The sequence below is a fragment of the Agrobacterium bohemicum genome (genome assembly GCF_002896715.1).
GTDB lineage: Bacteria > Pseudomonadota > Alphaproteobacteria > Rhizobiales > Rhizobiaceae > Agrobacterium > Agrobacterium bohemicum.
On record NZ_PGEL01000023.1, the window covers coordinates 1 to 23,508 of the forward strand.

The following is a 23,508-nucleotide window of genomic DNA, read 5'->3' on the forward strand; positions in this document are numbered from 1 at the left end:
AAACTTGTTCGTTGTCTTGCTCATGGTGACTCCACTTTCTCAGAAGTTGGAGCCTCCGGCAAACCCGGCGCGGTTCAAATTGCTTCACAAGTGAGCACCAAGTTTTGAAGTTAGAACGAATTTTCAGTCCAGCCCTTTCTCACGCAATCACATTCGTTGATATTTTAGGCAATTCGCTCGATACAGAAACCATCTCCTCATTGTCACATTAGACGGTCCGCACCGTCTTCTCGTTCTCACGGAATACAAAATGCCTGCTTCATCCACTACCCGGGCACATAAGCCCTTCTATACGTCTTTCGGCTTTCAAGTCTTCGCCGCCATGGTTGTCGGCCTCGTACTAGGCTACATTGCCCGGCAGATGGGGGCGTCCGAGGCTGGGCCAAACTGGCTGGTTCAGACGCTTTCCACCATTGGCACGATTTTCGTTCAGCTTCTGCGCGCGCTTGTGCCGCTGCTGATTTTCACGGCTATCGTGGCCAGCATCGCCAATCTGCGCGAGTTGAACAATGCGGCGCGGTTGGTGTGGCAGACACTGTTGTGGTTCGCGATTACGGCTTTGATTGCCGTTCTCATCGGCATCGCTCTTGGACTGCTGATCCAGCCGGGTGTCAATTCGGGTGTGGCAGCAACGGCGGCGGCGGCACCGTCCAGCACGGGTTCATGGCTCGATTTTCTGAAAGGATTGATCCCGGCCAACCTGCTTGGCCTTCAGGCATCCACCCGCATCAATGACACGGGCGCGACGACCTCGCTCAATTTCAACGTCTTGCAGATATTGGTGATTTCGATTGCCGTGGGTATCGCCGCCTTGCAGGTGGGTGAGAAAGCGGAGCCGTTCCTGTCCTTCAACCGCTCGCTGCTGGCGATCACGCGCAAGATTTTGTGGTGGGTGATCCGCCTGACGCCCATCGGCACGATTGGTCTTCTCGGCAATGCCGTTGCAGTCTATGGCTGGGAAGCACTTGCGTCCCTCGGCTGGTATTCCGCCGCGATCTATATCGGCCTCGCCATTGTGCTCTTCGTCGTCTACCCTATTATTCTTGCTGCCAATGGGCTGAACCCGATCCGCNTTTTTGCGGGTGCATGGCCAGCCATTCAGCTCGCGTTCGTGTCGCGCTCTTCGATTGGAACCCTGCCCGTCACAGAGCAGGTTACGGAGCGCAATCTGGGCGTACCGCGAGAATATGCGGCCTTTGCCGTGCCTCTGGGCGCCACCACCAAGATGGATGGTTGTGCTGCAATCTATCCGGCGATTTCCGCTATCTTCGTTGCGCAGTTCTATGGCCTGCCCTTGGGCATTCAGGAATATGTGCTGATCGTCTTCGTGTCCGTCCTCGGTTCCGCAGCAACGGCTGGCCTGACCGGTGCCACGGTCATGCTGACACTGACACTCTCGACGCTTGGCCTGCCTTTGCAGGGTGTCGGCCTATTGCTGGCGGTCGATCCGATCCTCGATATGGGCCGTACGGCAGTCAACGTCGCGGGCCAGGCATTGATCCCCACCATCGTTGCCAAGCGGCAGGGCATTCTCGATCAGGAAGCCTATGATCGGCAGGAAGGTATAGACGCGCTCGACCCCGTGATGGCGCCTGCCGAATAAGCTGGCGACACGTTATGCACCAAAAGAAAACCCCTCGTCTTGGCGAGGGGNTTTTCAGTTTCAGATTACGCATCGAAGCCGGATTTCCGAGTATCAGAATTCCTGCCATTCGTCACGGCTCTGGGCAACGGCTGCGTTACCGTTGAAGGCACGCGCTACATTTCCCATCATCTTGCGTGCGGGCGAGGCAACAGGTGCAGAGCGCAATGACATGGCAACGGGTCTGACTGAGGCAGGGGTGTAAGAGGTCTTGTCGTTGCCCAGGTGGAACCGGCCGACCAGCGAGACCAGATTTTCAGCCTCTCCGCTCAGCTTGTGTGTTGCCGCCGAGGTCTCCTCCACCATCGCCGCGTTGCGCTGGGTCACCTGATCCATCTGGTTGATGGCGGTGTTAACCTCATGCAAGCCGGTCGACTGCTCCTTTGCGGCTGTCGCGATGGAGTGGATGTGGTCGTTGATACCGAGAACACGGGTCTCGATCTCATCCAGCGCCTCACCGGTGCGCTGCACCAGTTTCACGCCATTACCGACTTCATCGCCCGACTTTGTGATGAGCGCCTTGATGTCCTTGGCCGCGTTGGCGGAACGCTGAGCAAGCTCGCGCACTTCCTGCGCTACAACGGCAAAGCCCTTGCCAGCTTCACCGGCACGCGCCGCTTCCACACCGGCATTCAGCGCCAGCAGGTTTGTCTGAAAAGCAATTTCATCGATGACGTTGATGATCTGGCTGATTTCACGCGATGCCTGCTCTATCCGGCCCATGGCCGACACGGCGTCACGCACCACCTTGGCAGACTCTGCGGTCTTCTCCTTGGTTTCGGATACCATCGTGCTGGCTTCTTGGGCGCGCTGGGTGGAGTTGCGCACCACGGCAGTGATCTCATCAAGAGCTGCGGAGGTTTCCTCCAGCGCGGCGGCCTGTTGCTCGGTGCGCTTGGACAGATCGTCTGCCGCGGAGCGCAACTCATTGGCATTGCCGCTGATGCTTTCCGTGCTGCCACGAACTTCGCTGATCGTACCCTTCAGCTTGGCGAATGTTTCGTTCACGTCTGATTGCAGCTGTGCAAAGACGCCGTGGAACGTACCATTCATCGTCTGCGTCAGGTCGCCATGGGCTAGGCTTCCAATGACGCGGCCTGTTTCCGTCACGCCACTATCGACGCTGGTCAGCAAGGCATTGATGTTCTGGGCGAAACGGTTGAGGTTTTCGTCACCGTAATCCTTGGTGATACGATGGCTGAAATCACCTTCGGCAGCAGCGCCGACAACCTCAGCCATGCCCGCCTGCAAGTCGTCGCTCTTGGCGCGCATGGCGGTTTCCTGCGCATTCATGCGTCGAACTTCCAGACCGTTGCGCTTCAATACCTCAACGGCTGCGGCCATTTCACCGATTTCGTCCTTGCGCTCCAGGCATGGAATTACTGTTTCGAAGTTGCCCTCGGCCACGGAGTTCATCGCCTCCGATACTTGAAGGATTGGTCCGCTGAGCTTGGAGCCGACGTATAGGCCAAATGCGGCACCTGCCACGACACCGCCCACCGTCACCAGTACGACGACCAGGAAGATCGTCTCGCTGAAGCTTTCGATGCCTGCCTTGATTGTTTGGAGTTCCGCCAGGTCGCCTTTGACGACTGCGTCTATCTCGGTCTGATAAGCTTTGCGGTTCTCGCGATTGGCCTCGTTGTTGCCCTGCGTATTGGCGTCCTGTGGGCTTACCTCACGGCCAAGACGTGCCGTTTCGGTGCGAAACGTGCGAAACTCTTCGAAGCGTTTTTCCAGATTGGTGAATTGCGCGGTCTGGCTGGCGGGTACATCCGGCTTCCATTGTTTGAGCAGAGTGTCCATATCGGTCAGGTTTTTGGCAAGACCATCGGCAAACTTGGCTGCGGCGGCAGTGTCTTTGGCAGCATATATGCCGCGCGATTCCATAACCACAGCGGTGACAAGACGGTTCAGTGTTTCACCGCTACGTGCCCGGTCGGCCACCGATTCCAGTGTCAGCGTCTGCTTATGGTATTCATTGACGGCAAAAATCGACAAGCCGCCAATCGTACATGCCACAAGGCTTAAAAGCCCCACCAGAAGATTAATTCTGCCCCGTATTCTCAACTGCCTACTCCCCCCAAACGCCCCTCTCACATAAATGTAAGAGGAAAGTCGAAATAATTGTTTATCCCCACAACATTTACCCATGCTCCGTTAAGAAAGAATTTCAGATTTTAATTCGTTGAATATCGGCCCAGTCGATTGAAGGTCACAACGGAAGAGCCGGGTTTGCTTCATGCAACCCGATTATACGATGTCGGACGATTGCCAGGGGAATGACCGTCAGCGATTGACTTTGCAGGCCGTAAGCCCTTATAAGNCCGCACGTTCGGGCATTTTGTGCTTGCGCAGGTTTCTGAACGCCAAAACGAAACGCTCTTGTCCCAAAAGGGGCAAAGTCAAGAAGGGCCGCANCCCGCGGTATTAAATAAATGTCTAAGCGTACTTTCCAGCCATCCAAGCTTGTTCGCAAGCGTCGTCATGGTTTCCGCTCCCGCATGGCAACTGCCGGCGGTCGCAAGGTTCTGGCCGCTCGCCGCACACGCGGCCGCGCCCGTCTCTCGGCTTAATCTGGCCGAAGCCCGATGAAAGTCGTGGCACATGACGCATGAGAAGAAAATACCCGGTCGGTTGAAAAACCGACCGGAGTTTCTTGCTGTCCAGGCAGGAGAAAAAAGGCGAGGCGGTACTTTCCTTATGGAAGTTCTGGATCGTCAAAAACCTGAAACCGAACCCAGGGTCGGCTTCACGGTTACCAAACGCCAAGGAAATGCGGTTGAACGCAACCGAATGCGCCGCCGTCTGAAGGAGGCCGTCAGGCTTTCGGCAGGGTTGGCAATGAAACCCGGACATGACTATGTGATTGTCGCCCGTAGGGACGTACTGAATACCGAATTTGCCGTACTGGAACACTTGCTCATAGAGCGGATCAAGGGACGAGCGAAATCCGGACGCTCCCGGGAGACCCGCTCCAGGAAAGAATGATGGNAAAAAACCGCAACTACTTTATCGCGATAGGCCTTTCGGTTGTCATCGTGCTTGCCTGGCAGTTCCTCTACATGAATCCGCGCATCGAGCAGCAGCGCCGCGCCGAAGAGACACGACAGGCGCAACAGGCGACGCAGCAGACAACGACGACGAATGCCGCGCCCGGCACCGCCACAGCACCGACCGGCACTCTGCCCGGCGCTACCGGCCAGCAGGCAGCAACGGTTTCGCGCGAGGAATCGCTGTCGAAATCACAGCGCGTCCAGATCGACACGAATGCGGTTCAAGGCTCCATCAGCCTGACGGGCGCGCGTCTGGATGACATCCGCCTCAAGGATTATCACGAGACGGTAGACGACTCGAGCCCGCTAATCACGCTGTTCTCACCCTCCGATACCCATGACGGTTATTTCACCGAGCTTGGTTATATCGCTGGCGAAGCGACCACCGGTTCGGCCCCGGGTCCTTCCACAGTCTGGACAGCCCCTGAAGGTGCGAAGCTGACTGAAACCACACCAGTCGTGCTGACCTTCACCAATGATGTCGGCGTGGTGTTCACACGCACGATCGCCATTGACGATCATTATATGATCACCGTCACCGACAAAATCGAGAACCCTGGCCAGACGCCTGTGTCTTTCTCGACCTATGGCCGCATCACCCGCAACAACAAGCCAACGACCCCTGCCGTCTTCGTCATTCATGAGGGCTTTCTGGGCGTCGCCGGTACGGATGCGGGCCTGACCGAAGATACCTACAAGAACATCGAGGAAAAGCCTGTTACCTTGCCAAAGGCAATGGGCGGCTGGCTCGGCATTACCGACAAGTACTGGGCAGCAGCCATCGTTCCTCCGCAGAACGTCGCGGTCGAAACGCGCTACTCGCACTTCACGGATGGTCAGGCACGTTATCAGGCCGATTACCGTAGTGATGCCATGACTTTGGCCCCAGGCCAGTCCATCGAACTGAAGAACCTCGTTTTCGCCGGTGCCAAGGAAGTTCCGCTGGTCGACCGTTACGAGACGCAATACAGCATTCCGAAGTTCGACCGCCTGATCGACTGGGGCTGGTTCTACTTCATCACCAAGCCGATGTTCAAACTGATGGATTTCTTCTTCCGTTATTTTGGCAACTTCGGCGTTGCGATCCTGCTGACCACCATCGTCGTCAAGCTTCTGTTCTTCCCGCTAGCTTCCAAGCAGTACGCTTCCATGGCCAACATGAAGCGCATGCAGCCGAAGATGGAGGAGCTGAAAGCCAAGCATGGCGATGACCGCATGGCCATGCAGCAGGCGATGATGGCGCTCTACAAGGAAGAGAAGATCAACCCTGTCGCCGGTTGCTGGCCGATGCTGTTGCAGATTCCCGTGTTCTTCGCACTCTACAAGGTCATCTATGTCACCATCGAAATGCGGCACGCGCCGTTCTTCGGCTGGATACACGACTTGTCTGCGCCGGACCCGACCTCGCTCTTCAACCTGTTCGGTCTTCTGCCTTACGATGTTCCGCACTTCCTGATGATCGGCGTCTGGCCTATCGTCATGGGCATCACCATGTTCATGCAGATGCGTATGAACCCGACGCCTCCAGATCCGACCCAGGCGATGATATTTACCTGGATGCCGCTGATCTTCACCTTCATGCTGGCGTCGTTCCCTGCGGGTCTCGTCATCTACTGGGCGTGGAACAACACCCTTTCGATCAGCCAACAGGCTGTGATCATGAAGCGCCACGGCGCCAAGATCGAGCTGTTTGACAACATCAAGGGATTGTTCAAACGAAAGCCGGTGGAAACCAAATGACCAGCGATATCAATGGCGGTGTACCGGTAACGGAAAAGCCGCTCTTCGGTCGGCCCTGGATTTTCATTCGTGGCGTTCCCGCCATGAAGTTCCTACCGCCCGAAGGACCGCCGGAGATTGCCTTCGCCGGACGTTCCAACGTCGGCAAGTCTTCGCTCATCAACGCGCTCGTCGGCCATAAGGGGCTGGCGCGCACGTCCAACACGCCGGGTCGTACGCAGGAACTCAACTACTTCGTTCCTGAGGGCTACTCCGGTGAAGCTGGCGATATGCCACCAATGGCGCTCGTTGACATGCCAGGTTACGGCTATGCAAAGGCTCCGAAGGACCATGTCGATGCCTGGACGAAGCTGGTGTTCGATTATCTGCGTGGCCGCGCGACCCTGAAGCGCGTCTACCTGCTGATCGACTCCCGCCACGGCATCAAGGCCAATGATGAGGACGTTCTGNAAATCCTCGATAAGGCGGCCATATCCTATCAGGTCGTGTTGACCAAAACCGACAAGATCAAGGATGTTGCCGTGCCCCGCCTCGTCAACGAGACGTTGGAGAAAATCCGAAAGCGTCCTGCTGCCTACCCTGAGGTTCTGGCAACATCATCAGAAAAATCCGCCGGGCTCGACCTTCTTCGCGCAGAGATTTGCAAGACCGTGGGTATTGTCTGAGATTGGTGAGGTGGCGGCGTCAGCCGCCTCCCGCCTTACCGGCTACAGCTACTCAAGCAACAGAGAACAGTAGAACTGCGGCCCAAAGTAGCGCCGCAGATGTGGTCAACCGCCAGAACCGAACCGAATTCCACACCGCTGACAAAATCTCGAACCGCCCATATATGCCGCGGTTGAGCCTGTCACCCTGCCTGCGCAGGGCATGATCGTTCGACGCATTCATGTAATAAGAGAAACTGCGATGCTCGCTCGCAGTCGTGTGGCCAAGGNTTTCCTGCCAGCGACGAACCATGGCCGCAAACTGCCGGTCCGTCTTCATGCGTTTGGCAAGCTCGGCATTCACATCGGCGCTCAGTGCTCCCAGCACGTATTCGCCCGCGAGTACCTCGTCTTTCAAACCGCTTCGCTTCTCCCGATCCGGCGAGGTCATTCGTCTTCGAACTCCTGGCTTTATGCGCGGCCGNCCCAACGGTCCGTCAGCAATCTATCGCCGACGCGCGCTAATCCCCGTGCCAAAGCTGGTCCGATTGTCCGCATATGTCAATCATATTGGCCGTCACCATGCGTTCACGTTCGAATTTTCTGCGGCTGATCGGCTCTCCGTTGTTTCTTCCGTCAAAAACTTGGGTTAAAAGCGCGGCAATCAACGACGAGGTTATTCCCATGACGTCTTCCGAAAGCGAAATGCAGGCCCGGCTTCTCGCACAGGCTTTGCCTTTCATGCAGAAATACGAGCACAAGACCATCGTCGTGAAATATGGCGGCCATGCCATGGGAGATAACAGTCTCGGCAAGGCTTTTGCAGAAGACATCGCCCTTCTCAAGCAGTCCGGCATCAATCCTATCGTCGTCCATGGCGGCGGTCCGCAGATCGGCGCGATGCTGAGCAGAATGGGTATCGAATCGAAATTCGAAGGTGGCCTGCGCGTTACCGACGCCAAGACCGTCGAGATTGTCGAAATGGTTCTGGCCGGTTCGATCAACAAGGAAATCGTTGCCCTCATCAACCAGACCGGCGAATGGGCCATCGGCCTGTGCGGCAAGGATGGCAACATGGTCTTTGCCGAAAAAGCCAAGAAGACCGTGATCGATCCCGACAGCAATATCGAGCGCGTTCTCGATCTTGGTTTTGTCGGCGAAGTGGTGGAAGTCGACCGCACGCTGCTTGACCTGCTGGCCAAGTCCGAAATGATCCCGGTCATCGCACCGGTGGCCCCGGGCCGGGATGGCGCGACCTACAACATCAATGCCGACACCTTTGCCGGCGCCATCGCCGGTGCGCTGCATGCCAGTCGCCTGCTGTTCCTGANCGACGTCGAGGGCGTTCTGGACAAGAACAAGGAACTGATCAAGGAACTCACGGTGTCGCAGGCCCGTGCGCTGATCAAGGACGGCACGATTTCCGGCGGCATGATCCCGAAGGTCGAGACCTGCATCGAAGCCATCAAGGCGGGCGTTCAGGGCGTCGTCATTCTCAATGGCAAGACACCACATTCCGTTCTGCTGGAAATATTCACCGAAGGCGCAGGCACACTCATCGTTCCCTGATCTTGGCCGGAACGCGCNTTTACCAGAACAGCAATCCCAGGATGCCGCTGACGATCAGCAGGCATCCTGCAAGCTCCATGGCGTTGACCCGTTCGCGAAACAGGAACCACGACGCCATGAAGGTGAAGACCAGCTCAATCTGGCCGAGTGCGCGCACATAGGCCACCTGCTGCAGCGTCATGGCCGTGAACCAGCCCGCCGACCCCAATACCCCGGCGATGCCGACAAGGGCCGATGAGCGCCATGTCACGAGAACCTGCACGATCTCGCGCTTGTCTTTCCAGAACATCCACACCAGCATGAACGCCGTTTGAAACGTGGTGACGCAGGCAAGCGTCACCGCTGCCGACATGACGGGCCCTGCTCCGTGCAGCGACAGCGACGCGCTTCGGTAGGCCACCGCCGAGATGCCGAAAATGCCGCCCGAGGCGATGCCGATCAAGGCCGTGCGGCTGGTCATTGCTGTGATGGTATTGCGCCACGAGAGCGGCAGACGTGCCATGGAGATGACCATCACGCCGATGACGCCAACGATGATCGCGCCGACAGCACCCGGCGTCAGCTTTTCGCCCAATATGACGAAGCCGAACAGTGCGGCCTGGACCGGCTCCGTCTTTGAGTAGGCCGTGCCGACGGCGAAGTTGCGCAGCGAAAACAGATACACCAGCATCATGGTGGCGAAGATTTGCGCAAGCCCGCCTACCACCGCCCATATGAAAAAGCCGGTACTGAAGGTTGGAAAAATCTGCTCCGCACCGAAGCGCAGAAACATCACATAGGCGATGGCAATCGGGAAGCCGTAACCGAAGCGCACGAAGCTCGCCCCACGCGTGCCGAGCGAGCCCTGCAAATGTTTCTGCAAGGCCGAGCGCAGGTTCTGCATGAAGGCAGCGGCGATGGTGATGGGTATCCAGAGTTCCATACTCCATGATTATCACGCGTCAGCTTGACGCCCCAAGGTCGGAAAGCGGCAGGAACGTCGCCTTTTCGATTTTCTTTGCAGCGATGACAGGGCATAAGAGGGCCATGAGCACGAAACCGAAAAATGAACCAAACCCCGCCGAATTTACCCATGTTACCGAATGGGTGTTCGATCTCGACAACACGCTTTACCCCCATGAGGTGAACCTGNTTTCGCAGATCGACNAAAACATGACGGCCTATGTTGCCGAGTTGCTGCAACTGGAACCGGACGAAGCGCGCAAGCTTCAAAAGCAGTATTACCACGAGCATGGCACCACGCTTCAGGGCCTGATGATCCATTACGGCATCGACCCCAATGCCTTTCTGGAGCGGGCGCATGCCATCGATTATTCCGCTCTGCTGCCCAACCCGGAACTGGGCGAAGCCATCAAGGCTTTGCCGGGACGCAAATTCATTCTGACCAATGGCAGCGTGCCGCATGCGCAGGCCGCCGCTGGTGCACTGGGTATACTCGACCATTTCGAAGACATCTTCGACATCGTCGCCGCCGATTATCTGCCCAAGCCGGCCAGTGCGACCTATGAGAAATTCGCAGCCCTTGCCAAGCTNGACACGACCAAGGCGGCGATGTTCGAGGATTTGCCGCGCAACCTCACCGCGCCGAAGGCTCTGGGCATGAAGACGGTGCTGCTGGTGCCGCGCAATCTCGAAGGCATCATCATGGAGCGCTGGGAAATTCCGGCGTTGAGCGACGATCACATCGATTTCATCACCGACGATCTGACCGGTTTTCTAAAGGAGTTGACCGTCAGGGCTGGCTGAACCGGCAGGTTACCGATTTGTCATCCACATTGCTGATGTTTAACTGGTTAAGGTGCCAAGAGGGCACTACCTTTCAATCAGGGACAGCATTTGAAAGGTACAGACCATGACAATTCGAAAATTTGCGCTGACAGCTCTTGGCGCAGCACTGGTGCTCAGCACCACAGCACCCATGTCGATGGCGGCACCCCGCGGCCCCGGCCGAGACGGCCCGCCCATGCGCCCTGAACTGGCCTATGTCTATCTGCTGAAGACGGCCGATACCAACAAGGACGGCAAGGTTTCCAAGGAAGAGTTCGCAGCCCGCCAGGATGCACTGTTCACCGAGATCGACGCCAACAAGGACGGCTCGATCACGCCGAAGGAAATGCGTGATTTCCGCAGAGCCAAGATGGAAGCGTTCCGCGCCGCCAACCCACGCCCTGATCGCGCCAATGCGGACGGCAAGGACGGCAAAAAAGGCGGCCCCGAACAGGCGGACCGTGACGGCAAGCGCCATGAAGGCCGCAAGTCCGAAGGTGGTAAGGGTGGCAAAGGCGGCCACGGTGGCCGGGTGAACGCGATGTTCTCCATGGTCGACGCCGATGGCAACGGCCAGATCAGCAAGGCCGAATTTACCGCTGCTGGCGAGAAAATGTTCACACGCCTCGACAAGAACAATGACGGCGTCATCAGCATCGACGACATGCCGGACCGTCCGTTCCTGTAATCTCGCTTTCGATCCTGAGACCAGCAAGGCCCGCCTCACGGCGGGCTTTGTGCATTCGGACGTTTCCGCTTTTCAACATCCTTCCTCATGGTATATCGATGCCTGGAGATTTCAGAAGGACTTGATCGTGAGCATCGCCACCCTCCTCGCCTATGCCACCGCTCTCTTCATTGCCGCAGCCATTCCCGGCCCCGGCATGACGGCCATTGTTGCCCGGGCGCTGGGGTCTGGCTTTCGCGAAACCTTCTTCATGGGCCTGGGGCTGGCGCTCGGCGACATGGTCTATCTGACCGCCGTCATTCTCGGTCTCGCCTTTCTGGCGCAGGCATTTCAGGAAGCCTTCATGGTTCTGAAAATCGCCGGTGCCGCCTATCTCCTCTACATCGCATGGAAGCTCTGGACGGCTGGCCTGTTGCCGCAGAATCTGCAGGCNAAAAAGAGCACCAGCATCGCCATGTCGTTTCTATCAGGCCTGCTCATCACACTCGGCAACCCCAAGACCATGCTGNTTTACGTGGCGCTGGTGCCGACGCTGATCGACATTCGCACCATCGGCAGCAGCGAATATGTGGTTCTGCTGGCGGTTACCTTTACCGTGCTGATGGCGGTTCTGCTTCCCTATATCCTGCTCGCTTCCAAGGCCCGGCTGCTGCTGAAGCGCCCCAGCGCGCTCACCATTCTCAACCGCACCGCCGCCGGTATCCTGGCCGCCACGGCTGCGATGATCGCCANCCGCGCGACGTGACGTCATCANTTCGATAAATGCTGCATTTTGAGAACGATATACCAGAGACTGCGCTACATACGCATTCTCGTTCTCTAGCGTCATCAGACCATTCCTCCTATTCTGCGCAAAATTCCAAAGCATTGCACAATGGGAGCATGTCATGTCTGAAGCCAGAAAACCGGGACGCGGGCGTATCTATTCCTCGATTACCGAGACGATCGGCGATACGCCGCTGGTGCGCCTCGACAAGCTGGCGAATGAAAAAGGCGTCAAGGCTACTCTTTTGGCGAAGCTTGAGTTCTTCAACCCTATAGCCTCTGTAAAAGACCGTATTGGCGTCGCCATGATCGAGGCGCTGGAAGCGCAGGGCAAGATCACGCCCGGCAAAACGACCCTGATCGAGCCGACATCCGGCAATACCGGCATCGCTCTCGCCTTTGCCGCCGCCGCCAAGGGTTACAAGCTGATCCTGACCATGCCCGAAACCATGTCCATCGAGCGCCGCAAGATGCTGGCGCTGCTGGGCGCGGAACTGGTTCTGACCGAAGGTCCCAAGGGCATGAAGGGTGCCATAGCAAGGGCGCACGAACTGGCGGCAACATTGCCTGATGCCATCATTCCCCAGCAATTCGAAAACCCGGCCAATCCTGACATCCACCGCAAGACGACCGCCGAGGAAATCTGGAACGACACCAATGGCGCCGTCGATATCTTCGTTTCCGGCATCGGCACGGGCGGCACGATCACCGGGGTCGGCCAGGTGCTGAAATCCCGCAAGCCCGAGGTCAAGGTGGTGGCCGTCGAGCCAGCCGACAGCCCGGTTCTCTCGGGCGGCACCCCCGGCCCGCACNAAATCCAGGGCATCGGCGCAGGCTTTACACCCAGCGTTCTCGATACGAAAATCTACGACGAAATCATCACCGTCACCAATGAAGACGCGTTTGAGACCGCCCGCCTCGTCGCCCGCCTCGAAGGTGTGCCCGTCGGCATTTCTTCCGGTGCGGCACTCGCCGCCGCCATCAAGATCGGCGCGCGGGATGAAAATGCGGGCAAGACCATTGTGGTGATCATTCCCTCCTTTGCGGAGCGGTATCTTTCGACGGCGCTGTTTGAGGGCTTGGGGTTATAAGGTCTAATATTGGTAGCAGCATTATCCAGCGGTAAAACGATACATATTTGACGCAGGGGCAAGCTCGCCCCCCTCTGCCCTGCCGGGCATCTCCCCCACAGGTGGGGAGATCAGGCTCGGCGCGATGTCTTGGCCATCTTGAATATCGTGGATGAGCGAGAGCACGTTTTGCTGGTTGTCCTTCTGACGTCCCCGGATGGAGTGGCAAGCGTGCCTCTTGCCAATCTCCCCACCTGTGGGGGAGATGCCCGGCAGGGCAGAGGGGGTGAGCCACACCCGCAAACGCAAACATACACTCCACCACGAATCCCATCCCGTCAAAAANCCCGGCCACCACACACGCACGCTTCGCCGTTCACGCGGCAGCACCTGCCCGTGGTTTGATCTCTTCTCAGTGCCCATCGCCGGGTTCGGCCATGGTATTCGGACNGGGCGCTGCAAGCTGCCTCGTTGGGTAGTGTAAGAATGGCACCTTTCAGCGCCCCGTTCGGCGGTTGTTACCCGCCAGCGATCCCTTTGCCACGGCTGACTTGGTCCCGGATGGCGAAGGGCGAGCCTTGCCGGAAAGCCGGTCGGACGTGTTCAAGGTCCGACCCTTCCCACCCGGGCGGCAATATTGCGTTTCCGCACCATTGCCTGCCAGTTCGGTCACATCCGTGCGCATCATCTCTGACGCGGACGGATGCAGCGTGTTCCTGTGTACCGCCTGACTTTCGCTTCAATCCCGTATGGTCGCGTTCGACCAGAGGACGATGAGCTGTCGGTACACCCGGGGCTGGCGAAACGGAGCGGTGGCACCTTAAGTCTCGAAACCGGTTAGGGTATTCGAGGCAGGCACGCCGATCCGGTCCGAACATCGGGAGAGCAAGACCAGCCGGTCCGAAACCGATGCTGCTCCCCACCCGTTGCCCCNGGGGGATTCGCTGCCGGACCCCGGCGATGAAGGTTTGCGTATCCCTTCACCACCAGCGCCGGTCCCGCCTCGCCGCAACGCCTTGCGGTGTATCCGAGGGCGGAACGGGGTGATTGTGCGGGTGATTCGCGAGGTGTGGAGAAAACTGCGGGAGGATTTTTTGATGTTTTTGCGGGTTTTCGTTAAGGTATTGATTTGATTGGGGAGTANTTTTGTGGAGAGGTCAGAATATGCCGCTCANCCCCCTCTGCCCTGCCGGGCATCTCCCCCACAAGGAGGGAGATTGGCTAGGGGCGGGCTCATTGGGCATCTTGAAAGGTGCGGCGGGGCGACAGCATGTTTTGCCGGTGCATCCCTCTGACGGCTACGATTGGAGCAGTGAACGTGCCNTTTACCAATCTNCCCACCTGAGGGGGAGATGTCCGGCAGGACAGAGGGGGGTGAGCGGCATGCTCTGCTCTCATACATCATCCTGACTACGTCGAAGAAAATATGCTTTGGTACATGGGAAGGGCTTGATCATCCAGCTGCGGTCCTCCCTAACCCGCACCACTCGTCCTTCGAGGCCTGTACGGAGGAACCCCAGGAGGTGAGCGCTACCATCGGCGCCTCTTCTGTGACTGACTTAGGATGAGAATGAGAGTTGCTCGTGANTTTCCATCAAGCCGCTGCCGTCAATCGCTCCCCCGCGATACGATAGGAAATCGCTTCTGCCAGATGAATGCGGGTCACGGTCGCCTTGTCGTCCAGATCGGCGAGCGTGCGGGCGACTTTGAGGATGCGGTGGTAGCCTCGGGCGGAGAATTTTAGTTTTTCGGCGGCGTCGCGGAGCAATTGCAGGCCCGGGGCGTCGGGTTCACCGAATTTTTCGATGAGAGCCGTGGAGCAGCGGGCGTTGGTGCGGATGCCGGTAAAGCCTGCGCGCGCGAAACGGTCCTGCTGCAGATCGCGGGCGCGGGCGACGCGTCTGGCGACATCGGCGCTGGCTTCGGCGGCCATGGGGCGAATGAGGTCTGCGGCGGAGACGGCGGGGACTTCGATGCGGATATCGATACGGTCCATCAACGGGCCGGAAATGCGCTGCTGGTAATCTGTAACGCAGCGCTGACCGCGGGCGCAGGTAAAGCCGGGCTCACCCGCCATGCCGCATTTGCAAGGGTTCATGGCTGCAACCAGTTGGATTTCAGCCGGATAGCTGACGCGATGGTTTGCGCGGGCAATGATGCATTCACCGGTTTCCAAGGGCTGGCGCAAGGCATCCAGTGCTTGCGGCGAAAATTCCGGAAACTCGTCCAGAAAGAGGACACCGTGATGGGCAAGTGACGCCTCGCCGGGTCTGGCGCGCAGACCGCCACCGACGAGGGCAGCCATGGTGGCGGAGTGATGCGGAGTGCGGAACGGGCGGCGATCCGACAGCTTGCCGCCGGAGAGTTGGCCAGCGATGGAGTGGACCATGGAGACTTCCAGCAGTTCCGACGCCAACAGGGGTGGCAGAATGGATGGCAGGCGCGAGGCCAGCATGGATTTTCCCGAGCCGGGCGGGCCAACCATCAGCAGATTATGTCCACCGGCGGCGGCCACTTCCAAAGCGCGCTTGGCGCTTTCCTGCCCCTTGATATCGGCCAAATCAGGCAGGTTGGCGGGATTGGCACGAATGGCTGGAACGGGGCGTGACAGACGTTGTGTGCCGCGNAAATGATTGACGAGGGCAATAAGGCTGCGTGGCGCGAGAATATCGAAATCGACCCCCGCCCATGCCGCCTCTCCACCGCTATCTGCCGGGCAGATCAGGCCCTTGCCCTGCGCATTTGCGCCGATGGCAGCGGGAAGCGCCCCGGAGACTGCACCGATGGTGCCATCCAGATTAAGTTCACCTAAAACGACATAGGAACCCAGCGCATCAGCGGGAATGGCACCCAATGCGGCCATGAGCCCGAGCGCGATCGGGAGATCGAAATGGGAGCCTTCTTTTGGCAGATCGGCAGGTGCCAGATTGACGGTGACNTTTTTTGCGGGGAGCGCCAGGCCGGAGGCATGGAGAGCTGCCTGCACCCGTTCGCGGCTTTCCGCCACGGCCTTGTCCGGCAGGCCGACGATCTGCATGCCGACCTTGCCGGGCGCGACCATGACCTGAACTTCGACCGGCACACCTTCTATGCCCTGAAATGCCACCGTATTGACGCGCGCAACCATGTAAGCCCCCAACAGTCGGACTTTAGAAAACGCGCAATCAAGCGTGTATGTGTCCGCCCATGCAACCTTGCACAACGCAAATGATAAAACAAGAACAAGAAGTGAACAATTTCACTTATACCGGGCAGTAANTTTTGCGCNGTTGTGAGACGTCAGACACCGGTTGAGCCGAAGCCGCCGGTGCCGCGCTCGGTATTGGACGTCTCGCTAACCTCGAAAACCTCTACCTGTGTAACGGGCGCAATAACCATCTGGGCGATGCGCATGCCGCGCTCGATGACGAAATCCTCCTGGCCCAGATTGGCGAGAATGACTTTGACCTCTCCGCGATAATCGCTATCCACTGTGCCGGGAGTATTGAGACAGGTAATGCCGTTCTTGATGGCCAGGCCGGAGCGCGGGCGGATTTGCGCCTCGTAGCCGTCGGGGACCTCGAAGATGAAGCCGGTGGGCACCAGTGCTCTTGCGCCTGATGTCAGAACCATTGGCGCGTCCTTGGCTACTGCGGCGCGCAGGTCCATGCCAGCGGCACCGACGGTTTCGTAAGATGGCAGTTCTATGCCGTCTGCATGCGCCAGACGAAGGAGATTAAGGGCGGGGCGATTTTCGTTTTTTAGGGTCATGCGGCATTAGTTTGCCGCGTGGGTGCCAAGGTCAATTGCAAAAGCGGCCCCGAAACGCTAGATACCGCGCAATTCCACAGGATTTGTTTGATGCCCGAAACACTCGCAGAGGCGGTTTCCCGCCGCCGCACCTTCGCTATCATCGCGCACCCGGACGCCGGTAAGACGACGCTGACCGAAAAGCTGTTGCTGTTCGGTGGTGCCATTCAGCTGGCCGGTGAGGTGAAGGCGAAGAAGGATCGCATCCAGACGCGCTCCGACTGGATGAAGATCGAGCGCGAACGCGGCATTTCGGTCGTGACCTCGGTGATGACGTTCGAGTATGACGACAAGGTCTTCAATATTCTCGATACGCCGGGCCACGAAGACTTTGCGGACGATACTTACCGCACGCTGACGGCGGTGGATGCGGCCATCATGGTCATCGATGCCGCCAAGGGTATCGAGCCACGGACGCTAAAACTGTTCGAAGTCTGCCGCATGCGCGACATTCCGATCATCACCTTCGTCAACAAGATGGACCGCGAAAGCCGCGACATTTTCGAGATTCTCGATGAGATCGAGGAGAAGCTGGCGCTGGACACGGCACCGATTACATGGCCGATCGGTCGCTCCAAGAGCTTCTGCGGCTCTTATTATCTGACCAGCAACAAGGTGCGCGGTTCCGACAAGGAAGTCGAGGCAACGCAGGTGAATGGCCCGCAGGATGTGGCCAACCGGTTGCCGGNAAATGAGAGGGCAGCCTTTATCGAGGAAACGCAACTGGCGCTGGAAGCCTGCCGCCCGTTTGACCGCGAGGCCTTCCTGGAAGGCCATTTGACGCCCGTATTCTTCGGTTCGGCACTGCGTAACTTCGGCGTTCGAGACCTGATCAATGCGTTGGGCGATATCGCGCCGCCACCGCGAGATCAGGTTGCCGATACGCGCACCGTACATGCCGACGAAGACAAGATGACGGCTTTCGTCTTCAAGATTCAGGCCAATATGGACCCGAACCACCGCGACCGCATCGCTTTTGCCCGCATCTGCTCCGGCAAGCTGGAGCGTGGCATGAAGGCGCGGCTGGCGCGCACGGGCAAGCAGATGGGCCTGACGGCACCGCAATTCTTCTTTGCCTCACAGCGCCACATTGCCGATACGGCTTTTGCGGGTGATGTGGTGGGCATTCCCAACCACGGCACGCTGCGCATTGGCGACACGCTGACCGAGGGCGAGAACCTTGTGTTTCAGGGTGTGCCAAACTTCTCCCCGGAAATTCTGCGCCGCGTGCGGCTGGAAGATGCGATGAAGGCGAAGAAGCTGAAGGAAGCGCTGCACCAGATGGCCGAAGAGGGTGTCGTGCAGCTGTTTTCACCGGAAGACGGTTCACCCGCCATCGTCGGCGTCGTCGGTGCCTTGCAGCTGGACGTGCTGAAGGAACGGCTGATGGGCGAATACGGCCTGCCGGTTTCGTTTGAAATGTCGCGCTTTTCCATCTGCCGCTGGATTTCGGCCGAGCAATCTGCCGACATGGAGAAGTTTCTGACCATCAAACGCGGCGATATTGCCCGCGATCTGGACGGCGACCCGGTGTTTCTGGCGCAGGATGCGTTTTCGCTGCGCTACGAGTCGGAACGGTATCCAGCGATCAAGATGGCTGCGATCAAGGAGTATCACGTCGCAAAGGCGGCGTGATGTTGGGACAAGCGGTACGCCTATAGTAAGCAGCAGTGGGTGGGGCTTACCCCCCTCTGCCCTGCCGGGCATCTNCCCCTCAGGTGGGGAGATCGACTCGCGGATGCCACCCGGCCATCTCGAAGGCTGCGGATAGAGTGGGGAGCATGTCTCTAGCCGATCTCCCTCCTTGANGGGGAGATGTCCGGCAGGGCAGANGGGGGTAAGCCCCACCCGCTGCCGCGCANTTTCACACGTTGTTGGTTTTCGACTTAACCCTGCGCGTCGCGTTTGCGCTCGATGGCATCCCACAACAGGCTGGCAACATCGGCGCCGCCGAATTTCTTGACTTCACGGATGCCGGTTNGGGACGTGACGTTGATTTCCGTCATGTAATCGCCGATGATATCGATGCCCACGAAGAGGAAGCCGCGTTCGCGCAGGGCCGGGCCGATGCGCTCGCAAATCTCTTTTTCGCGGCTTGTCAGTTCCGTCGGTTCAGGGCGGCCACCGGCATGCATGTTGGAGCGGGCATCGTTTTCCGCAGGCACGCGGTTGATGGCACCGACCGGCTCTCCATCCACCAAAAGGATGCGTTTGTCGCCCTTGCGAACGTCGGGCAGATACTGCTGGGCGATATAGGGTTCGCGGAACATCTGGCCGAACATTTCCAGAAGCGAGGAGAAGTTGCGGTCATCGCGGGTGGAGTGGAAGACGCCAGCGCCACCATTGCCGTAAAGCGGCTTGAGGATGATGTCGCCCATCTCTTCGCGGAAGCGGGAAATTTCGGCCACGTCCTTTGTGATGAGGGTTGTCGGCATCAGATCGGCGAATTCGGTGACGAAAATCTTTTCGGGTGAATTGCGCACCCATGCCGGATCATTCACCACGAGCGTCTTGGGGTGAATGCGCTCGAGCAGATGGGTGGAGGTGATGTAGGCCATGTCGAAGGGCGGGTCCTGGCGCAGATGGATGACATCCATCGTCGAGAGGTCAACACGTTCCGGTTCCGACAGGGAGAAGTGGTCGCCTTTGATATCGCGCAGTTGCATCTGCTCGACGGTTGCGTAGATTTTACCATCGCGCATCGACAGGCGATCCGGTGTGTAATGGAACAGGCGGTAACCGCGGGCTTGCGCCTCAAGGCTGATCGCGAAGGTGCTATCGCCCGCAATGTTGATGCCGGAGACATGATCCATCTGGATCGCGACGTTCTTGATTTTGGCCATGCGCAATTTCCNTTTGAAAGCCCGAAATGTGTAGGGCAGGCAAGCTTCAAAGGCAACTGCTACGCGGTGGCGTATCTATGAGTTTTATTGACGTTATCGGCGCCTAGAGTGTCGGCGTTTTGGCGGGCAACAGCTTGTTCTTCAAGCGGTAGGCAAAGGCGATGGGCGCAGGGAACGGGCGACGCAGGAAAGCAACTTTGCGCACGTAAGTGTCCACCCGCCATGTGGCCCAGGTGCCAGCCTTGAAATAGGCGACATCGCCCGTGCGCAACATGTGAACGGAGCCATCCTCCGCCGTGACATGAACTTCGCCTTCGAGAATGTGGACGGTCTCGTCCCAGGCGNAAAACCAGCGGAAGGTGCCAGCCGTGCAATCCCACAGCGCGGTGTAGGCAGCGCGGTCTGCGCTTTTGGAATGGTCGGCCATGCGGGCAACGGGTTCGCCTGCGATGATCCAGTCCGGATTGATGGGGGCCGGTTGCATCTGCATGGCGCTGGACGCGGCAGAGACGACAGGCGCGGCCCTCTCACGCNTTTTCGGCAGCGCCATCGACGGCACGGAGCGTCCGGCCAGTGCCGCCACACTTGCGATTACGACATGTNAAACCATATTGCGTCCCCACTTTGCAACGGGAACGCAATAACACGATTGGCGTAAGAATGCTCTTCCATAAATTGAATCATATTTAATGGAAGTGTATTTTCAACAGACTTAGTGAGCCGCTGCCAGCTGTTGCGCTGGCTGCTGGATGGCGGCGGCAGCGCCCTCTATGCGCTTTCCGCTTTCCTTGTCGAAGAAATGCAGCTTTTCCGATGCGATGGACAGCGACAGTTCCTGCGGAATATCCGTCTCAGATGCGCAGGCAACGGTCAGTGCCTGTTCGCCCAGCATGCCGTGAATGAGGCGCTGCGAGCCAAGTTCCTCGATATATTCGACGCGGAACGGCATGCCCGGCGCTGTCCCATGAACAAAGCGCAAGTCTTCGGCACGCATACCAACCGTCACCAGACCGGAGGTGGGCGCATAACCGTTGAGCGACAGGACCGTCGGACCGATGGCAAGGCTATCGCCATGCAGCTCGCCGGATAAAAGATTCATGGCGGGCGAGCCGATGAAGCTGGCGACGAAGGTAGAGGCGGGCTTGTGGTAGACCTCCAGCGGCGCGCCGATCTGTTCAATGCGACCGGCGTTGAGCACCACCAAGCGATCCGCCAGCGTCATGGCTTCGAGCTGGTCATGCGTCACGTAGATGGAGGTGGTGCCGAGGCGGCGTTGCAGGCGCTTGATTTCACCGCGCATGGAGACGCGCAGCTTCGCATCCAGATTGGACAGCGGCTCATCGAAGAGAAAGGCGGCGGGCTTGCGCACGATGGCACGACCCATGGCCACACGCTGGCGCTGGCCGCCGGAGAGAGCACGGGGTTTGCGATCGAGATAGGGCTGAAGTTCCAGCATGCGGGCGGCTTCCGCTACGCGCGCATCGATTTCGGCCTTTGGCGTCTTGCGGNTTTTCAGGCCGTATTCCAGGTTCTGGCGCACCGACATATGCGGGTAGAGCGCGTAGTTCTGGAACACCATGGCAATGTCGCGGTCGGCGGGTTCCACGTTGTTGACGACGCGGTTGCCGATGCTGACGGTGCCATCGGAAATTTCCTCCAGNCCCGCGACCATGCGCNAAAGCGTGGACTTGCCGCAGCCCGACGGGCCGACGAGCACGATGAATTCACCATCCTTGATGGAGATATCCACATCGTGCACGGCGCGCATGCCGTTGGAGTAATCCTTGCAGACCTGCGTGATTTCGATCTCGGCCATTGTGGTGTCCTTTATTTGTCGCTCTCGGTGAGGCCCTTGATGAACCAGCTCTGGAAGATCACGACGATCAACACAGGTGGCAGCATGGCCAGAACGGCAAGCGCGAAAGCTTCGTTATAATCGGGGATTTGCGAGCCGACCCACACTTGCAGGATCGATTTGATGCCGCGCATGAGCGTGAAGAAGCTCTCATCATTGGTCATCAGCATNGGCCAGAGATACTGGTTCCAGCCGTAGACGAACATGATGATGAAGATGGCGGCCACCATGGTGCGCGACAGCGGCAGCAGGATGTCGATGAAGAACTTGACCGGTCCCGNCCCATCGATGCGGGCGGCTTCCAGTATTTCATCTGGTACGGATTTGAAGAACTGCCGGAAATAGAACGTGCCGGTGGCCGACGCCAGAAGCGGCACGATCAAGCCAGTATAGGAGTTCAAAAGGCCCAGTTTGCTCATGACTTCGTAGGACGGCATGATGCGCACTTCGAGCGGCAGAAGCAGTGTCGTGAAGATGATCCAGAAGGCGAACGTGGCGAAACGGAAGCGGAAATAGACGATGGCGTAGGCCGCCAGCATCGACAACACGATCTTGCCGACTGCAAAGCCGACGCCGAGGATCATCGAATTGACGAACATGTTGAAACCGGTGATCTGGCCCGTGAAACCGCCCTTCTGGGTCAGTACCTTCTCGTAGGTCGCGATGAAGTTATTGCCGGGCGTAATGGCAAGACCATTCATATGGATTTCGGTGGCGGTATGGGTCGACGTCATGAAGGACACGATGACCGGCATGATCAGAAACAGCGAACCGATCATGAGAATGAGATGGTCGAGGGGCTTTGTCTTGTACATGTCTGATATCCCTCAACCGTAATGGATGCGTTTTTCGAGGAAGCGGAATTGCAGCACGGTCAGCACGAAGACCACGATCATGAGAATGACGGATTGTGCGGATGAGCCACCGATATCGTTGCCACGGAAGCCATCCAGAAAGACCTTGTAGACAAGGGTGATGGGGTTGTTGGCAGCCTTGTCCTTCACCATCACGTCAATGACGGCGAAGGTATCGAACAGCGCGTAGGTGATGTTGATGATGAGCAGGAAGAAGGCTGTGGGCGCGAGCAACGGCATGATGACCGTCCAGAACCGGCGAAAGCCAGAGCGGCAATCGATGAAGGCGGCTTCGCGCACGGACACCGGCACGCTTTGCAGGCCCGACAGGAAGAAGATGAAATTATACGGGATTTGCTTCCAGANCGACACGAAGATCATGGCAAAGGCGGTGTCGAAATAATTGACGCCTACCTGCATGTGCCAGCCAAGCATCGCGGCCATCTTCACGAAGGGGCCGATGTGCTGATCGAAGAACATCATGCCAATGAGGCCCGCAACCGGCGGGGCGATGGCATAGACCGAAATCAGCAGCGTCTTGTAGGTGGCACTGCCGCGAATGATCGCATCTGCCTTGACCGCGAGCAGCAGGCCGAGCGCCAGCGAGAAGACGGTGACCAGCACGGTGAAAACCACCGTGAACTTGGCGATGTTGAGATATTCGGTGCTGAACAGCGCATCGGAATAATTGGCGAGACCGACGAAGGTGGAGCCGAAGCCGAACGGGTCTTCGATATAGAATGAGGACTGGACCGCCTGCACCGAGGGCCAATAGAAAAACACGAAAATGACGAGCAACTGCGGCGCGATCAACAGATAGGGCAGCGCGGATGACGAAAACTGCACCCGTTTCGCCGCTTCAGCNTTTACCGCAGGCNTTTTTGCCTTGGTCATGAAGCCGGACAAGAACCGCACGGGACGCGGTTGTGAAGACGTATAGGCCACGCGCGCAAACCTTTATGTGTTGTGGACTTCTCTTCGAGGGTGAAGGGACGCCGGGATTATGACAGGCTAGGGCTGCATCATTGATGCCGAACGCAGTTCTCCACTCTCCGTCATTCCGGCCTTGAGCCGGAATCCAGCAGCGCCGCGTCTGCGGTGCAGAAGAGTCTTTCGCGATCAAGGACTTGATCGCACTGGATCCCGGATCAAGTCCGGGATGACGGGAAGAAGATGCGCTTCGTAAACTATCGCAGACAGTCTACGGACCTTCTCTCATCAAGAGG

The 23,508-nt window shown here is 58.2% G+C and carries 21 protein-coding genes; 11 read left to right on the top strand and 10 right to left on the bottom strand.

Going from position 1 to position 23,508, the window contains the following annotated elements:
* Window positions 1-250 precede the first annotated feature (250 nt).
* The gene (locus CUC55_RS09030) at window positions 251-1,603 is read left to right on the top strand and encodes a dicarboxylate/amino acid:cation symporter (RefSeq protein ID WP_103087633.1); all 1,353 of its coding nucleotides are present in this window, start codon (window positions 251-253) and stop codon (window positions 1,601-1,603) included.
* A 93-nt stretch (window positions 1,604-1,696) separates the two neighbouring features.
* Here CUC55_RS09030 and CUC55_RS09035 read toward each other — a convergent pair whose 3' ends face one another.
* Window positions 1,697-3,712, bottom strand: coding sequence for a methyl-accepting chemotaxis protein (locus tag CUC55_RS09035; RefSeq protein ID WP_067654006.1), 2,016 nt, complete (start codon window positions 3,710-3,712; stop codon window positions 1,697-1,699).
* Between the two features lie 368 nt (window positions 3,713-4,080).
* Between CUC55_RS09035 and rpmH the strand changes: the two genes are divergently transcribed.
* From rpmH to argB, 5 genes are all read left to right on the top strand, one after another.
* Complete coding sequence (gene rpmH, locus CUC55_RS09040) at window positions 4,081-4,218, top strand: 50S ribosomal protein L34 (RefSeq protein WP_042616368.1); 138 nt, start codon at window positions 4,081-4,083, stop codon at window positions 4,216-4,218.
* Window positions 4,219-4,249: 31 nt separating this feature from the next.
* Window positions 4,250-4,633 (top strand): ribonuclease P protein component, encoded by a 384-nt coding sequence (rnpA, locus tag CUC55_RS09045; protein ID WP_067654004.1) that lies wholly within the window; start codon window positions 4,250-4,252, stop codon window positions 4,631-4,633.
* Complete coding sequence (gene yidC / locus CUC55_RS09050) at window positions 4,633-6,438, top strand: membrane protein insertase YidC (RefSeq protein ID WP_103087634.1); 1,806 nt, start codon at window positions 4,633-4,635, stop codon at window positions 6,436-6,438. The genes rnpA and yidC overlap by 1 nt, the downstream gene beginning before the upstream one ends.
* Window positions 6,435-7,103 (top strand): ribosome biogenesis GTP-binding protein YihA/YsxC, encoded by a 669-nt coding sequence (gene yihA, locus CUC55_RS09055; protein ID WP_103087635.1) that lies wholly within the window; start codon window positions 6,435-6,437, stop codon window positions 7,101-7,103. The genes yidC and yihA overlap by 4 nt, the downstream gene beginning before the upstream one ends.
* Before the next feature lie 663 nt (window positions 7,104-7,766).
* Window positions 7,767-8,651: an acetylglutamate kinase gene (gene argB / locus CUC55_RS09065; protein WP_103087778.1), complete on the top strand. Its 885-nt coding sequence runs from the start codon at window positions 7,767-7,769 to the stop codon at window positions 8,649-8,651.
* Between the two features lie 19 nt (window positions 8,652-8,670).
* Here the strand turns inward: argB and CUC55_RS09070 are convergent, their stop codons facing one another.
* On the bottom strand, window positions 8,671-9,573 hold the full coding sequence (locus CUC55_RS09070; protein WP_067653995.1) for a DMT family transporter: 903 nt from the start codon (window positions 9,571-9,573) through the stop codon (window positions 8,671-8,673).
* A gap of 104 nt (window positions 9,574-9,677) precedes the next feature.
* On the opposite strand from CUC55_RS09070, the gene CUC55_RS09075 reads away from it, so the two are divergent.
* The 4 genes from CUC55_RS09075 (at window position 9,678) to cysK (ending at window position 12,962) form a co-directional block, all read left to right on the top strand.
* Complete coding sequence (locus tag CUC55_RS09075; RefSeq protein ID WP_103087779.1) at window positions 9,678-10,397, top strand: pyrimidine 5'-nucleotidase; 720 nt, start codon at window positions 9,678-9,680, stop codon at window positions 10,395-10,397.
* A gap of 106 nt (window positions 10,398-10,503) precedes the next feature.
* Window positions 10,504-11,106 (top strand): EF-hand domain-containing protein, encoded by a 603-nt coding sequence (locus CUC55_RS09080; RefSeq protein ID WP_067653993.1) that lies wholly within the window; start codon window positions 10,504-10,506, stop codon window positions 11,104-11,106.
* Between the two features lie 127 nt (window positions 11,107-11,233).
* On the top strand, window positions 11,234-11,851 hold the full coding sequence (locus tag CUC55_RS09085) for a LysE family translocator (protein ID WP_103087780.1): 618 nt from the start codon (window positions 11,234-11,236) through the stop codon (window positions 11,849-11,851).
* A 142-nt stretch (window positions 11,852-11,993) separates the two neighbouring features.
* Window positions 11,994-12,962, top strand: a complete 969-nt coding sequence (cysK, locus tag CUC55_RS09090) for a cysteine synthase A (RefSeq protein WP_103087637.1) — start codon at window positions 11,994-11,996, stop codon at window positions 12,960-12,962.
* A 475-nt stretch (window positions 12,963-13,437) separates the two neighbouring features.
* On the opposite strand, the gene CUC55_RS09100 is transcribed toward cysK, so the two are convergent.
* The 3 genes from CUC55_RS09100 to dut form a co-directional block, all read right to left on the bottom strand.
* Window positions 13,438-13,629, bottom strand: a complete 192-nt coding sequence (locus CUC55_RS09100) for a hypothetical protein (RefSeq protein ID WP_103087638.1) — start codon at window positions 13,627-13,629, stop codon at window positions 13,438-13,440.
* A 906-nt stretch (window positions 13,630-14,535) separates the two neighbouring features.
* Window positions 14,536-16,068, bottom strand: coding sequence for a YifB family Mg chelatase-like AAA ATPase (locus tag CUC55_RS09110; RefSeq protein WP_103087639.1), 1,533 nt, complete (start codon window positions 16,066-16,068; stop codon window positions 14,536-14,538).
* Between the two features lie 152 nt (window positions 16,069-16,220).
* Entirely contained in the window at window positions 16,221-16,691 is a 471-nt protein-coding gene (dut, locus tag CUC55_RS09115) for a dUTP diphosphatase (protein ID WP_067649121.1), read from the bottom strand.
* A 90-nt stretch (window positions 16,692-16,781) separates the two neighbouring features.
* Here dut and CUC55_RS09120 point away from each other — a divergent pair, with 90 nt between their 5' ends.
* Entirely contained in the window at window positions 16,782-18,365 is a 1,584-nt protein-coding gene (locus CUC55_RS09120; RefSeq protein ID WP_103087640.1) for a peptide chain release factor 3, read from the top strand.
* A 251-nt stretch (window positions 18,366-18,616) separates the two neighbouring features.
* Here the strand turns inward: CUC55_RS09120 and gshB are convergent, their stop codons facing one another.
* The 5 genes from gshB to CUC55_RS09150 form a co-directional block, all read right to left on the bottom strand.
* Window positions 18,617-19,573, bottom strand: coding sequence for a glutathione synthase (gene gshB, locus CUC55_RS09130; protein WP_103087641.1), 957 nt, complete (start codon window positions 19,571-19,573; stop codon window positions 18,617-18,619).
* Window positions 19,574-19,676: 103 nt separating this feature from the next.
* On the bottom strand, window positions 19,677-20,183 hold the full coding sequence (locus tag CUC55_RS09135; protein ID WP_103087642.1) for a cupin domain-containing protein: 507 nt from the start codon (window positions 20,181-20,183) through the stop codon (window positions 19,677-19,679).
* Between the two features lie 102 nt (window positions 20,184-20,285).
* Entirely contained in the window at window positions 20,286-21,389 is a 1,104-nt protein-coding gene (locus CUC55_RS09140) for a sn-glycerol-3-phosphate import ATP-binding protein UgpC (protein WP_103087643.1), read from the bottom strand.
* An 11-nt stretch (window positions 21,390-21,400) separates the two neighbouring features.
* Window positions 21,401-22,243 carry an ABC transporter permease subunit gene (locus CUC55_RS09145; protein ID WP_103087644.1) on the bottom strand — a complete coding sequence of 281 codons (843 nt, stop codon included), beginning with the start codon at window positions 22,241-22,243 and terminating at the stop codon, window positions 21,401-21,403.
* Between the two features lie 12 nt (window positions 22,244-22,255).
* On the bottom strand, window positions 22,256-23,227 hold the full coding sequence (locus CUC55_RS09150) for an ABC transporter permease subunit (RefSeq protein WP_210200673.1): 972 nt from the start codon (window positions 23,225-23,227) through the stop codon (window positions 22,256-22,258).
* Between the last annotated feature and the right edge of the window lie 281 nt (window positions 23,228-23,508).